Genomic DNA, 14,311 nt, shown 5'->3' on the forward strand with positions numbered 1-14,311 from the left:
GAACTGTCGAGTGAAACGGGGCTGCGATCTTTTGGTTCTGAACTTAGTGGGATTAGAACCGGTAATTGAGCCCAAGCGTCAACGACCGCTCAGGTGCCGGTTGACGGCCCCAGGGGCTGGTGTCGATGCCGCGGAAGTAATACTCGCGGTTGAACAGGTTGCTGACCCCGGCCGAGGCGGTCAGCAGGCTGTGATCCTGGAGTTTGAACTCACGCTCGATCGCGGTATTCCACACCCAATAGGCCGGGAGCTTGCCCACCGAAGCCGTCGCGTCTTCGTCACCGGAATTGGCGGCGTCGGTGTAGGCGCTGCTGACGAACAGGCCGTCAAGGCTGTAGGTCCAGTGCTCGGCGAAGCGATAACGGCCGTCGACGTTGAACTGGTTTCTGGAGGCGAACGGGACTTCGTTGTCCTTGAAGGCGCCGTTGCGCTGTTTGGCATCGAGGTAGGCGTAGCTGGCGTGCAGGTCGAGGTCGGGCAGCGCGGCCGGGGTCCAGAACACTTCGGTCTCAATGCCCTGGTGACGGGTGCTGCCAAGGTTGTCGAAGCGGTCGGTGGTCGCGTTGAAGACGATCTGGTCGCTGAAATCGATACGGTACAGACCGGCGTCCACCCGCAGACCTTGCCATGGCGTATAACGCACGCCGGTCTCGTAGTTCCAGGCCAACTCGGCGCCGACGTCACCTTCCTTGACGATCTGCGTGACCTGCGGTGGACGCAGGGATTTCTGCGCGTTGGCGTAGATGAACCAGTCATCGCTGGCCTGGAAGCCCACGGTCAGGCCGGGCAGCCACTCTTCTGATTTGTTTTCATGCTGGAACCCGGTGATGCCGTCGTCGTAGTTCATGCGCGCGTTTTCGTAACGCACGCCCGGCGTAATGGTCAGCCGGTTGTCGAGCAGGCCGATGGCGTTGCTGAGGTAAAAGGCCTTGGCATCGTCGTCGAACGTCCAGTCGCGGAACGGCGTGGTGGTGCCTGTGGCGAGGCTTTGGCGATTGACCTTGTAGTCGATGTCTTCCTTGACGTAACGCGCGCCCAGCAACCAAGTCTGGCTGAGGCTGTCACCATCGATGCTCATGCTCAGGCGCGGTTCAGTGCCCCAGACCTTGAAGTCGCGCGGGCCGTCCTGCTTGGTCACCGCCGCGCCGTCCGGGGTGAAGGGCAGGCCGACCACGAAGTTGCGGTAGCTGTTGTGAGCGAAGTTGGTCCAGCTGAATTCTACCGAATCGAACGGGCCCATCGCGCCCAATTGCTGGGTGTAGGTGCCCCAGACGCGGTCGGTATCGCCTTCGAAGCGGTCCAGTGGGCGGGTCGATTGGCGTGGGTCGTCCTTGTAATCCTTGACGCTGAGGGCGCCGGCCAGGTCCATGTCGGCCTTGTAATGCTGCACGCCGAAGCTCAGGTCGCGGTCATCGTCGATGTTCCATTGGCCCCGCAGGCGATAGTTCTGGATATCGGTGTCGGAATGCTCGCGGGCGGTTTCACCATTGATGGTGTTGAGGTCCAGTTGCAGGCCGAAGTTGTCGGTCAGGTAGCCGCCGGTGCCGACGTAGGTGTCCCACAATTGGCGGCCGCCGGCGTTGAACGTGGTGCGTTCCTGCAAGGTGGTTTCCCATTCCTTGGGAATCGGTTTGCTGATGAAGTTGATCACCCCGCCGACGTTGTTCGGGCCGTATTGCACGGCGGCGCCACCGCGCACGATGTCGATCCGGTCGACGGTCGCGAGAGTCACCGGGAACAGCGACAAACCGGTCTGGCCGTAAGGCGCGAGGGCCAGGGGAATGCCGTCGGACAAGGCCTGGACCCGGCCGCTACGGCTTTCATACAGGCCTCTGACGGAAATCTGCGGCAAGGCACCGGTGCCGGTTTCGTCGAAGATTTTCACTCCGGGAACCCGTTGCAACGCATCGTCGACGCCGCGCACGCTGGCTTTTTTCAGGTCTTCTTCCTTGACCATCGAACGGCTGCCGGGGTAGGTGAGGACTTCCGGGTCCGTTGCGCCACCGAGCACGTCGCCCTTGATCACCATTGGCGCGATGTACTGGACTTCGGGCGGTTTGGCGGCCACCGGTTCCTGTGCCGGGACGATGATGAACGTGTGCTCATCGCGCACCCGGGATTGCAGGCCGCTGTGGTCGAGCAGTCGCGACAAGGCTTGTTGTGGTGTGTAGCTGCCCTTGACCGCTTTGGTGGTTTTGCCCGCAGTAATGTCGCTGGCAAAGATGATCTGCACCGACGATTGCCGCGCCAGGGCATTGAGTGCCTTGTCCAGGCTGGTGCTCGGCAGGTCGAGTTCGACCTTGTCCTGGGCCTGCGCCGACAGGGCGAACAACAGGCTGGTGGCGAGGACGGACAAAGGCAAATGCCGGCGGTGCTTCATGGACGGTGTTCCTTGGAAAGTGGGGTCTGCCTTACTAGCCGCCACGGGTGCGGAAAAACCCTACCTCTGTCGGAAATTATTTTTTCGCCGCCTTGCGCCGCACATGCGTAGTGCCATCGGCCTCGGTGTTGAGGCTCAAGGGCAGGATGCTCGGCAGCAGGTTCAACAAGTCTTCGACGTTACGGTTATCGAACACGCCGCTGATCGGCAGGCTGGCCAAGCTCGGGTCATCGAGCACAATAGACGGTTTGCGGTAGCGCTGGATTTGCCCCAGCGCCTCGGCCAGTGGCGTGCGGTCGAAAATCAGCCGATTGTCCTTCCAGGCAATGGCGGCCTCGGTGTCGACGGCGAGCGGTGGTTGTAGCTGGTTTTGCCGCACATCGACTTGCTGCCCCGGCACCAGTTGCACGGTGCGCCCGGCATCGGCGGTGGTGCCCACGCTGACAGCGCCACGCACCAGCGTCACGCGCACGGCATCCTTGAGGTGGCTGACGCTGAACAGTGTGCCGAGGACGTTGATTTGGGTGGTGCCCGCGTCCACGCGGAACGGTCGGATTCTGGTCTTCGACACATCGAACAGCGCCTGACCGGACTCCAGTTGCACATGCCGGGAACGCAGATGCCAGGCGACCGTGGCCCGGGAGTCGCTGTCCAGGGTCATGCGACTGCCATCGGCGAGATTCAATACCCGGCGCTCGCCGACCACCGTATGGAACTGCTCGCTGTGATAGGCCGGATCGACCCAGGCCAGCCCCGCGCCGAGCATCACCAGCAACATCGCGGCACCCAGAGTTTTGCGCGGTTTGCGCGGCGTAGGTGTCGGCAACGGGAAGCGATTGCGCAAGTCTTCGCGATGGCGTGCGAGTGCTTCATCTTCACGGGACAGTGGCGTTTTTGGGGTGCGCGTGGGGCTCACTGGGCAAGCTCCGTGGCATGCAAATCAGTGCCATCAAGGTAGGCGCGGCAGGCGGCCAGGCCTAGGCGCAGATGCTTTTCAACGGTCTTCAAGGAAACGCCCATCTGCGCCGCCACTTCGGCCTGCGACAGTTCATGAATCTTGTGCATGACGAAGACAATCTGACAGCGCGGCGGCAATTGTGCGATGGCCTGGGCCAGGCGCTCGAATTCCCGGGCGGCCTCATATTGACGCGGCGGCAGGGGCGCTTCGCACACTGGCTCGCTCAGGTCGGGCAGGGCGACGACCCAGGCCTGGCGCCGGCGTTCGCTGCGATAGCGGCTGACCGCCTGGTCGTGGGAAATCTTGCGCAACAAGGCCAATGGCGTGCGCACATCCTCTCGTTCGCGTTTTTCCAGCAATTGCACGCAGACGTCATGCACCACTTCGCGGGCAAATCCCCGATCACCGAAACGTCGACGAACATGGTCGACCAGTTCGTCGTAGTGACGCACCAGGGTGCTGATCAGCGATGGCTTGGCTGGGTCGAACGACATGATGGACCTGAGGCGATGCAGAGCGGCTGCAAATATAAATGAGAAATCTTTCCATTCATAGCCTCGACAATGATCGCCTTCGGTCGAACGACTACAGGAGGAGGCGAGTAGCATCCGCCGCCCCAATGACGATTACTTGCCGCCAATGCTTACTAGTAGCGGCGCGATCTGGTCATCAGTCAGCGCCGCCTAGACTTCCATGTTCATAAGGTCGTTCCACTCCAGCCCCCATTGCTGAATCGCCACCAGATCACTGCCTCTGCAATACCAAGCCCGCTCGAGCCGCCGACGGCGTGTCAGCGTCCCCGGCCTTGAGAAAACGCTTGATCGCGCGGTTACGATTTTCTGGGCTGATCGACCAACTCACGATGAATAACATTTGCCACCTCTTGCGACGGATTGGCACCTGTTTGTGGGGGCGGGACCACGGTGACGCGTGTGTTTTACTACGGCATAACAGCGGTGCGCAGTTTGCGTACGACCGCTGATCCTCTTGGCTGGTCGTTTTCGAGGTTGGGGAGGGGGCTTGTATCAACGGCGAAACAGGGGCCGATGATGGTCACCGGTTTCCCATTGTTGCTGATGGCGCTGTCAGGGTTGGCGATCGGTTTCTTGTTTTCGCCCTCGTTGTCATCGTCACCTTTACAGCCGGTGCGGAAGGTCGGTAGCGCAGCGGAGTTCACATAGGTGACACCGTCCCAGCCAGGCAAGGGCGTAGGCATCAGCTGGAACTGACCGGGATGCTCGATAATCCAACGCAGCAGCATGGAGTTGTCCTCGTGCTGGGTGTTATGGCAGCGCTCCATGTAGCTCCCGGCGAATTCACGGAAGTGGATTGCCATTTCTACATGCCCCCGAGCTTTCGTTACCTTCTCCGATCGATAGACGTCCTTACGCGGACCTTTTTCCCATTCCGGCGGCGCCTTGCCGTCGCTGCTAAGGATGATCCCTTCTTCAAAGTGCACGTGCACAGGATGGTTCCAGCCGTTCTTGATTTTCCACACTTCCAAGGTGCCGCCGCCGGAGAACCCGGCATCGGTCGGGCCGTTGGCCAATTGCGGGGCGGCGCTGATCCGTTGTGGATCCATATTGTAGCCAGGCCCGCCATCAGTCTTGATGGCCCACTGTTCTTCGTCGGTGCCGTCGGACCGGCCGAAATGAACTCGCGATGACGGGCCACCTCGAGCTTGGCTTGTGTGGCTGGATTGTCATGGTCGAGGGGCAGCGGGATCATGATTTTCCCAACCGGTTTGCCAGGCTTGGCCGGTCGCCGCGCATCGTTAAATCTGGTCCATCCTCCGAACGACACCAGCGTACAAGCGCCTACCATCGATCACTGTGCGCTATGACCGTGCCGTTATGCCCGCCGACAAACAGATCGCGCAACGCCTTCGGCCCGGAGTAGCTCAGCTGTCGCCTATAGACAAAATTGCGCCCATCTCGTCTACCGACCAAGGCCATGATCGAACTCCTCTCGAAGCCAAAACTTTTAAAACCTTCCCCACGTCATCCCGCCAAGAATGTTGAGTGTTATCAGGGATCAAGGCCCCTGCGACCTGTGAGGGTTGTCCACTGACGCGGGACTGGCGGCTCCTTACGACCGGGAGCTCGGGCATCTCATGATCTGGCCTCCTGAACACTTCCGAGGAAGTGGGCGGGTGGAGGCTGCACTGGCTGACGAGACCGGCGCCGCGAGATCCTGAGTCAGGTGAGGGCAGTGATGCGATGACAGGGGCATGCCTGACTGTCAGTCAGGTGCAGTCCATTCTCTGGGCTGCGGCACCATCATCTGCATCGCTGTTGCTGGTGATTTCGGTGTTTGTCACGCCGATTGTCACGAGGGGGAATGCCGCAAAGCCTTGTACGAGTTGGGCTGCAGCAGCGGTAGGAGCGCCCGTCTCTTTCCGGAAGAAAGAGACGGGCGCAGGTTGGCGCAGTGAAATGGCCAAGCGGATAGGTTGCTGCAGAGCAGCTATGAAAGGGGATGAGTTGCCGCAGTGGGCACACTGTTAAAAGTAGGCATCCATCACATCGCTGTGAGCGTGCGAGCCGCCGGACGCTAATCGCACTTTGGGAGAACCACCACGGTGTGGCGTAACCTTAAAGGTTCTGGCTACCTGGGTTGCTGTCAAAGACAGCGCTTTGCCCGATCTTTTCTACGCCTGTGGATAATTTGGGTCAAGGCTCGAATTTTCGGGAATTCTGCGGCTGTGGATGAAATTATCCACCGGTGGAAATCTATGGTTTTCCACAGACAATTTGCGTGGGCTTTAGATTTTTTAAATGAGGTCCATCCAAGCAGGGCGGCTTTGCAGCCCCGCTTGGATGGACCCGCGTGGAAGGGCGGACAACGGTGATCTCACAGGCTTACCCACGTTTGGATGCGCCACGGCTATTTTGTAGGGCCGTGATGTTGTCGCCGACTGGGTGAGCGAATTCGTGGGGTGTCACATGCCCATGGCGGTTGGCGTCGATGTAGTTGCTCCACCACGCCATGATCAGCCTGCGCTGCTCCAGAAATTCAGCTTTGTGGATATACGCGGCGCGCACGCGGTTGCGTTCCTTGTGGCTCATTTGTCTTTCGATGGCTGCGTCGGTCCATAACCCGGACTCCAGTAGGGCGCTACAGGCCATGGTCCTGAAGCCGTGGCCGCACACGTCCTTGCTGGTGTCATAGCCGACGTTGCGGAGCATGGTGTTCACCGTGTTCTCGGACATGGGCTTCCAGTACTTGTGGTCGCCCGGTAGCACCAACTCTGAAAAGCGACTGAGGCTGCGCAGGCGCTCCAGTATTTCGATGACCTGCGGCGATAGCGGAACCATTTGAATGTCGCCGTTCATCTTGGTCCCACGTGTGGAGTTGCGTACCCCTTCAATCGGTGCGCGCGTGTCGGGGATTTCCCACATGGCACGTTGGAAATCGAACTCACTCCATCGTGCGAAGCGCAGTTCGCTGGAGCGGACGAATACGTGCAGCGTCAACAGGACGGCAAGGCGCGTCAGCTCGCGGCCGTTGTAGTTGTCGATACGGTGTAGCAGTTCGGGTAGGCGGTTGAGGGAAAGGGCCGGGCGATGGACTGTGCGCGGCGCGTGGATCGAGCCTGCCAGATCCAGCGCGGGATTCATGGTGATCTGCCGAGCCCTTTTGGCCCCGCGCATGATGGTGGATAAGTAGTTCTGTACCCTTAACGCCACATCCATAGTGCCGCGTTCCTTGATGCGCTGGGTGATCTCTAGCAGGTCGTGGGTATCGAGTTCGGCGATGGGCCGTTGGCCGATCAGCGGGAAGACGTGGGTACGCAGTCGGCTCATCACGGTTTTTGCGTGTCCTTCGGTCCAGCGACGGGACATGTCGGCGTGCCACTCCAGAGCAACGGTTTCGAAAAGCAGTGCCGCCCGCTGGGCTACGATCTTGGCCTTCTTCTTTTCTTCCATTGGGTCGAGGTTGTCGAGCAGCAACGCCTTGGCTTCGTCTCGCTTACGTCGTGCGACGGAAAGGGTAACGATGGGGTAATTGCCGATGATGAGCGTGCCTTCCTTGCCGCTGGGCTTGGTGTACTTCAAGCGCCAGGTCTTCACGCCATTGGGTTTGACGAAAAGGTACATGCCGCCGCCGTCGAACAGTTTGTAGGCGCGTTCGCGGGTTTTGGCCGTGCGGCATTGCAGGTCGCTGAGGGGGATCGCTAGACGTGGCATAGGGGTACGCGCTCCTGACCGGGAAATCGCAGTACCCCTAACATACTCTCGGGGAAGGGGGATTTTGTTGGATCCCGACAGAGGGTCCTGGAACGAAAAAACCCGCCAAAGGGCGGGTTTTCGGGGCTTCCAGAGCATTCGGTGGAATGCAATGGAGCCTAATGTGGTGCCGGCACCAGGAGTCGAACCCGGGACCTACTGATTACAAGTCAGTTGCTCTACCAACTGAGCTATACCGGCATGATGGGCGCAGAGTATATAGAGGTTTTCGGGCGTGTAAAGTCTAGCTGCCTGATTCGGTTGAAAAATATTTTCCTACGGGGTTTTTGTGCGCTGTGTAGCGCGGTTGCGTTGTGTGCGGGTTTCGCTGGGGAAAGCTTGTTAAGATGGCCCGTCGCCATGGATTGCAAGCTGAATGCCCAAAACACGTACGTATTACGACGAGCTCAATGTCGCCCGGGATGCTTCTGCGGAGGAGATCAAGCTCGCCTTCAGGAAGCTCGCGCAGCAGCTGCATCCGGATCGAAATCCGGCGGTCAATGCGTCGGATCTGATGGCGTTGCTCAATGCGGCGCATGATGTGTTGGCGGACCCGGCCAAGCGTGCGGAGTACGACGCGACCCTGATTCGTCAGGCGCAGGCGGGCAGGGCGCCGGTTGCTCCGTCGGCCGCCGCCAGACCTAAACCTTCGCGCCCAGCGGCGCAGGCTAGAACTTCCAGGCCGCTTCGACGTGGCAGCCGTTGGCGTTGGGCGGCGCTGTTTATCGTGTTTTGTGCAGGCGGTGCGTGGATGGGTTATGACCCGGATGCGGGCAAGTCTTTCGTGCCGCCGCCGGTCATCGAAGCGGTTGCGGCTGTCGCGCTGGTCGAGTCCAGGCCTGAGGCGGTAGTTGTGCCGATTGGTACTCCGATCAAGTTGGTCGACCCGGCCCAGCCGCAATGCATCGCGCCGCCGGTTGATCCGCTGGGCGCGCCATGGCCGGTTGCTGCCGGATATATCAGCGGCATGCCGGTGATTCGGGATGGCGGATGGTCGGAAATTACCGTGGATAACAGCGCGGGCGATGAGCCGGTGTACGCCAAGGTTACCGATGCCGGCGGGCGTCACGCTTATCGACATGCGTTTGTTCCGGCGCACGGCTCTTTCACGTTTGCGCGCATGGACGTCGGTTATTACCTGTTGAAGTACAGGATGCTCGACACCGGTTGTGCGTATGCGTCCAGTCGAATTCGCCTGGAGGAAACGGCGGTGAGTAATCGGGTCAAGTCGACGGTGTACAAACTGACGCTGCGCAAATTGGAGAACCGCAATTCGCAGTTTTCCAATGTACGCAGTGATGAGTTTTGAGGTCTGGTTGCCGTGGTGCAGGGCTTTTCGCGAGCAAGCTCGCTCCCACATGGGCTGCTCAGGTCATGCTTAATCGGTAGGACCGGCCGGGGTGGCGCTCCACCTTGTCCGGGAAGGCGTCTGCCGAGCAGATCTTCAGCGTTTGCACCGGCCTCTTCGGGGACAAATCCCCTCCTACCGAGTTGTGTTTGGCGCGGTAAGAGTCCTCCTGCCGTTAGTGTTGCGTGATACTCAAGAAGTACGACCCGACTCAAACAGGAACCAGATGCGGCGTTCGGCTTCGTCGATCCAGTTTTCCAGCAGGCTGGCGGTGGCGACGTCGTTGTGTTCGTCGCACAGCGCGTGGGTTTCGCGCATGTAGTTGGCCAGTTGCATGTTGTCTTCGCGCAGTTCGGCGAGCATGTCGGCCGGCGTGACGAAATCGGCGTCGTTGTCGGTGATGCGTTGCAGGCGTTTGATGTGGCCGGTTGAGCGTAGGGTCGTGCCACCCAGCTTGCGCACGCGTTCGGCGATGGCGTCGGTGGTGGCGAAGATCTGGTCAGCCTGATCGTCGAGCAGCAAGTGGTAGTCGCGGAAATACGGGCCGGACATGTGCCAGTGGAAGTTCTTGGTCTTCATGTAGATGCCGAACGTGTCGGCCAGCAGGGCGTTGAGTTCGCCGGACAAATCGCGACGGGCATCTTCGCCCAGGCTGTTCGGGGTGTGCAGGTCGGCCTTGCGGTGGTCTTTGGCGGCTTCGAGATTCTTCATGGACGTTTCCTTCCTGATTGATCAATAGACGGAACGGGATGGCAAAAAAGGTCGCGCAGACTGCGTGCAGGCACCTGAAGCGGGCCTGGCAAGGCGAACCTTATCCTGGGACGAATACGCCTGTTTGGGCAATGCCAATGTGACGGATGTCAGTGTTTGGCATTCCAACAGCCCCGGCTGCGGCTTTCTTTACTGCGCGTGCTCAAATCTTATGCACAGGCTCTGAACCACGCGAACCAATTTGGCAGATGTTTCTGGAACCGTTCTCATTTCTCGGGAAACCGCTGTTTACAGGGGCTTTGAGCAACGTCAAAAAAATCAGCGCACGAATTAAATAGCTAGCGAGCTAAGTTTTTGGGGCACTCTGCCTATTTTCATCAACAGAGTTATCCACAGGTTTTGGTGCTTTTGGGCGATCAGCCAAGTTGGGCGATCAATAGCAGATTGCGTGGGGTTAGATGGCTGTCACAGAAGGTCCCGACGCGAACGTTGTAGTGGCGTTCCTGTAGATACAGCGCCCGGTCCAGCACCAGCCAAAGCTCCAGCGGGCGACGGAACAGGTTGCGCACCAGCTCCAGATTGCGCACTTGCGCCAGACGTTCCCAGCCAGCGGCCTCCAGCGCCGACCAGTCCTGCTCGGGAATCGGCGGCAGATCCTTCAAGGCTCCCAGGTCGCGACAGTAGTCGGCGAAAGGTTTGTCCAGCCAGGCAACCGGCAGCGAAGGCGTGGGTAGGTAGTCGTCGGTAGCGCGCAACTGGCGCTGCAGCAGGTCGAAGGCCAGGCGGCGCGCCATCGAGGTGTCGCGCTGACGCCGCACACGAGCGCCAGCGGTGACGGTTTCGCTGAGGGGCAAGCCCAGATCGTCCCTGGACAGTTTCAGTGCGGAGGCCTGGGCTTCGATGGACAGAGGTTGATACTGCTCGGCGTCGATGCGGTTGTAGCAGCAGGGTGCGATAGCCACTTGCGCGCAGCGGACCCGGGTGGCGATGCGCATCAGTTGCACATGCAAGTCGCCGCAGGCGTGCAGGGCGACCGGAGTGTGATGGGCTTGCAAGCGACGCCAGGCATCGTCGGCCATGACGTCTTGCTGCACATGTGTGGCGTTGATGTTCAATCGGTCGCTGAGCTGATGCCCGGCCTGCACCAGTTTCGGATCACGCTCCAGGCAGGTCAGCGACTGGTCTTGATGGGTCAGGCGGCGCCCGAGATGGCCTTTGCCCGCGCACCAGTCCAGCCAGTGTTCGGGTGTCCTGGTGAATTCCAGGCAACTGGCGAAGGCTTCGATCTGCTGCCATTTTCGCCCCGGCACATCCACGCTCATGCGCGACGCCACAGGCGTCAGATTGAATGCAGGAAGCGCCGCAATACTGCTCAATTCAACGGCTTCGGCGGCCAGTTGTGGAAAAGGAAACGGTGCGTCGAGTTGTTCGGGACGGTTATGCGCGACCTCGGCTTCACTCAGCGAGCGTTGCCGCAGCCAGCCGGCCAGCTCCGGATAGCGACTTTCCCACGGCAGTTGCAGATGGGTAAACGGCCGGGGGCGCCATAGCGATTGATAGGCGAACAGGAAGCTGTCCAGCGCGCGAAAGCGGCTGCGCAGGTGTTCGTCTTGTGCAACGGGGTCGTGGGCCATGGTCGGCTGCTGTCTGGGTGCGAAAAAGGCTGGTCGGGAAACCAGCCCTCTTCATAGCAGCACGTTTGGTGCGCGTCTAGGCAAAATGCAGGGGCGACCGGCGATTAATACCGACGATCGCGACACAATCGGCTTAAAGAATGCTGAACGGGAAGTACTTGTCGTTAATTTTCTTGTAGCTGCCGTCTTCGATGATTTCTTTGATTGCCAGGTTGAGTCTGGCGCGCAGCGGGTCGTTCAGGCGCACGGCGATGCCGATCTTGTCGTTGTCGTAGACCGGATTACCCTTGAATTCGAAGCTCATGCCCGCGTCGCTTTTCAGCCATTCGTAGCTCGGGTATTTGTCGGCCAGGATCGCGTCCAGATGCCCGGCGGCCAGATCGGCGTAGGCGCTTGCCTGCGTGTCGTAGAGCTTGATTGTGACTTCTTCGCCCAGATTCTGTTGCAGCCAGGTCGCGGATACAGTGTCGTTCTGCGTGCCGATGGTCTTGCCGCGCAACGAGTCTTTGATCGACGCGGTGTCGGTTTTGATGTCGCTGGTCTTGGGGGCGATGAATTGCAGTTTGTTGGAATAGTACGGGGTGGTGAAGTCCACCAGCGCGCTGCGTTCCGGCGTGATGGACATGGACGACATGATGAAGTCGTAGTTGCCTACGACCAGCGACGGAATCATCTCATTCCATCCCGTAACCACCACTTCGCACTCGACTTTCATCTTCGCGCACAGTGCATTGCCGATCTCGACGTCAAAGCCGACGACCTGGCCGCTGGCGTCTTTGTTATTGAACGGCGGGTAAGCCCCTTCGACGCCCATCTTCAACTTGTCCACAGCAAAAGCGCTGGTCGTGAAAGCCAGGGCGGCCACTGCGACCAGCAGGCATTTTCTGTACATCTGCATGGGTGTTGCTCCGTTTGCGGTTGCTGGACATGAATGATTTGCGCCGTGCCGGCAGACCGTTGGAGCGGTCTGGCGCGGCGATTCAGCTCTTCGACCCTGGCGCGCGGTAAAAGCTCAACGTCCGAGGGCGCCGAATGAAGTTTATTTCATGGACGAGCGGGCGTGTGGGATGGTTTTAGCTGAATGGGTCAGATGGATCGACACGCGTTGTACGAGGTTTCGCAATGGACCTGCAAAGACCGGACCTTGTAGGAGGGGACTTGTCCCCGATTGCAATGCGTCCTGCACCGATAAAATCCGAAAGTAACGCCGCCTGTACCGGCCATTCGGGGACAAGTCCCCTCCTACCTGTAATCCAGATCGCACCATGGTGGCAGATTCTCTCCTGCGCATTTACGAGTTACGTGCGCTTGTTTTTCCGCACACCCAGACAAGACGCACCGCTGCGGTGCATCGAGATCCTGGGGTGTGTAGTTTCGGTGCGTTCTCGTGTCGCGTCTTGGGGCGGCAGGTAACAAATCCTACAAAAATGGCTAAACGCCAGTGCAATCAATAAGTTGTCGTATATCTCCCTAAAGCCTCTATTCCAAGGGCGACGTCGTTTTTGAAACATTTTGGCGTAATTCTTGCGTCAATAATAAAAAACAGCACCGTTGCTTTCTTTTTACGAAGAGGTCCGGTGCGAATCGTTCCCCCTCTCAAAGGTAGGTTCAATGAGCAGTACCCCGATTTCTTCCGAGCTCGATCAGGGGCTCAAGCCGCGGCACATTACGATGTTGTCGATTGCCGGTGTGATTGGCGCCGGTTTGTTCGTTGGCTCCGGACATGCCATCGCCGAAGCCGGTCCTGCTGTTCTGCTGGCCTATGCTGCTGCGGGAACATTGGTGGTGCTGGTGATGCGTATGCTGGCCGAGATGGCGGTTGCGTCGCCCGATACCGGCTCGTTTTCTACCTATGCCGACCGCGCGATCGGGCACTGGGCCGGTTTTACCATCGGCTGGTTGTATTGGTGGTTCTGGGTGCTGGTGATTCCGCTGGAGGCCAACGCCGCCGCGACCATCCTGCATGCCTGGTTTCCGAATGTGGCGATCTGGGCGTTCACGCTGGTCATCACCTTGCTGCTCACGGTCACCAACCTGTTCAGTGTGAAGAATTACGGTGAGTTCGAGTTCTGGTTTGCGCTGATCAAAGTCGTGGCGATCATCGGTTTTGTCGTGCTGGGCGTTGCGGCGATCTTCGGTTTGCTGCCCAACAGCCAGGTCAGCGGTGTCAGTCATCTGTACGACACCCAAGGCTTCTTGCCCAATGGCATGGGCGCGGTGCTGGCCGCGATGTTGACCACGATGTTCTCGTTCATGGGTACCGAGATCGTGACCATCGCGGCCGCTGAATCGAAGGATCCGGAAAAGCAGATCACCAAGGCCACCAATTCGGTGATCTGGCGGATCTCGTTGTTCTATCTGCTGTCGATTTTCCTCGTCGTGGCATTGGTGCCATGGAATCACAGCGGCCTGGCTGAAGTCGGTTCCTACCAGACCGTGCTGGACATGATGGGCATTCCGAACGCCAAGATGATTGTCGATATCGTGGTGTTGATCGCCGTGACCAGCTGCCTTAACTCGGCGCTGTACACCGCTTCGCGGATGCTGTTCTCCCTGGGCAAACGCGGTGATGCGCCGGCTGTTGCCAAGCGCACTACGCAAAGCGGCACGCCTTATTGGGCGGTGATGTTGTCTACGGGCGCGGCGTTCCTGGCTGTTTTTGCCAACTATGTCGCCCCGGCAGCGGTGTTCGACTTCCTGCTCGCCAGCTCCGGTGCCATCGCGCTATTGGTGTACCTGGTGATCGCCGTTTCGCAATTGCGCATGCGCCAGAAGAGCATCGCGGCAGGTGAGAGCGTGGCCTTCCAGATGTGGTTGTTCCCATGGCTGACCTGGGCGGTGATCGTGTTCATCGTTGCGGTGCTGGGCGTGATGCTGATTCAGGAATCCCATCGCGTGGAAATCCTCGCCACTGGCTTGCTCAGCCTGCTGGTCGTCGCCGCTGGCCTGTTCGTTGCCCGCCGCCGCAAGATTGAACGGGCTGGCAAGGTTGTGTTGAGCTGACATCGCACATGTAGGAGCCAACTTATGTGGGAGCGAGCTTGCTCGCGA

9 protein-coding genes, 1 tRNA gene and 3 pseudogenes are annotated in these 14,311 nt (G+C 59.5%); 2 read left to right on the forward strand and 11 right to left on the reverse strand.

What is annotated here, in order from left to right; genetic code table 11:
- Positions 1-52: 52 nt before the first annotated feature.
- From AFK24_RS22475 to AFK24_RS22505, 8 genes and pseudogenes are all read right to left on the reverse strand, one after another.
- Positions 53-2,380, reverse strand: coding sequence for a TonB-dependent siderophore receptor (locus tag AFK24_RS22475; protein WP_080482253.1), 2,328 nt, complete (start codon positions 2,378-2,380; stop codon positions 53-55).
- A 76-nt stretch (positions 2,381-2,456) separates the two neighbouring features.
- Positions 2,457-3,296, reverse strand: coding sequence for a FecR family protein (locus AFK24_RS22480; RefSeq protein ID WP_065835322.1), 840 nt, complete (start codon positions 3,294-3,296; stop codon positions 2,457-2,459).
- Entirely contained in the window at positions 3,293-3,832 is a 540-nt protein-coding gene (locus tag AFK24_RS22485) for an RNA polymerase sigma factor (RefSeq protein ID WP_065835323.1), read from the reverse strand. Before AFK24_RS22485 ends, AFK24_RS22480 begins: the two co-directional genes overlap by 4 nt.
- A 189-nt stretch (positions 3,833-4,021) precedes the next feature.
- Positions 4,022-4,211, reverse strand: a pseudogene (locus tag AFK24_RS31650) (DUF3303 domain-containing protein).
- Positions 4,212-4,278: 67 nt separating this feature from the next.
- Positions 4,279-5,099: pseudogene (locus tag AFK24_RS22495) on the reverse strand (multicopper oxidase domain-containing protein); the annotation flags it as partial.
- 59 nt (positions 5,100-5,158) lie between these two features.
- Positions 5,159-5,293: pseudogene (locus tag AFK24_RS31655) on the reverse strand (integrase domain-containing protein); the annotation flags it as partial.
- Positions 5,294-6,199: 906 nt separating this feature from the next.
- A complete protein-coding gene (locus tag AFK24_RS22500) occupies positions 6,200-7,528 on the reverse strand; it encodes a tyrosine-type recombinase/integrase (RefSeq protein ID WP_057384675.1) in 1,329 nt (442 codons plus the stop codon).
- Positions 7,529-7,692: 164 nt separating this feature from the next.
- Positions 7,693-7,768, reverse strand: a tRNA-Thr gene (locus AFK24_RS22505).
- 175 nt (positions 7,769-7,943) lie between these two features.
- On the opposite strand from AFK24_RS22505, the gene AFK24_RS22510 reads away from it, so the two are divergent.
- The gene (locus tag AFK24_RS22510) at positions 7,944-8,876 is read left to right on the forward strand and encodes a J domain-containing protein (protein ID WP_065835325.1); all 933 of its coding nucleotides are present in this window, start codon (positions 7,944-7,946) and stop codon (positions 8,874-8,876) included.
- A gap of 231 nt (positions 8,877-9,107) precedes the next feature.
- Here AFK24_RS22510 and AFK24_RS22515 read toward each other — a convergent pair whose 3' ends face one another.
- The 3 genes from AFK24_RS22515 to AFK24_RS22525 all read right to left on the reverse strand — a co-directional run bounded on the left by AFK24_RS22515 (position 9,108) and on the right by AFK24_RS22525 (position 12,158).
- Complete coding sequence (locus AFK24_RS22515) at positions 9,108-9,626, reverse strand: Dps family protein (protein WP_065835326.1); 519 nt, start codon at positions 9,624-9,626, stop codon at positions 9,108-9,110.
- A 416-nt stretch (positions 9,627-10,042) separates the two neighbouring features.
- Positions 10,043-11,260, reverse strand: a complete 1,218-nt coding sequence (locus tag AFK24_RS22520; RefSeq protein WP_065835327.1) for a methyltransferase — start codon at positions 11,258-11,260, stop codon at positions 10,043-10,045.
- 133 nt (positions 11,261-11,393) lie between these two features.
- Complete coding sequence (locus AFK24_RS22525; protein WP_065835328.1) at positions 11,394-12,158, reverse strand: transporter substrate-binding domain-containing protein; 765 nt, start codon at positions 12,156-12,158, stop codon at positions 11,394-11,396.
- Between the two features lie 713 nt (positions 12,159-12,871).
- Between AFK24_RS22525 and gabP the strand changes: the two genes are divergently transcribed.
- Positions 12,872-14,263 (forward strand): GABA permease, encoded by a 1,392-nt coding sequence (gene gabP, locus AFK24_RS22530; protein ID WP_065835329.1) that lies wholly within the window; start codon positions 12,872-12,874, stop codon positions 14,261-14,263.
- The last annotated feature ends 48 nt before the right edge of the window (positions 14,264-14,311 follow it).

The sequence above is a fragment of the Pseudomonas syringae genome (genome assembly GCF_001698815.1).
Classification (GTDB): domain Bacteria; phylum Pseudomonadota; class Gammaproteobacteria; order Pseudomonadales; family Pseudomonadaceae; genus Aquipseudomonas; species Aquipseudomonas syringae_A.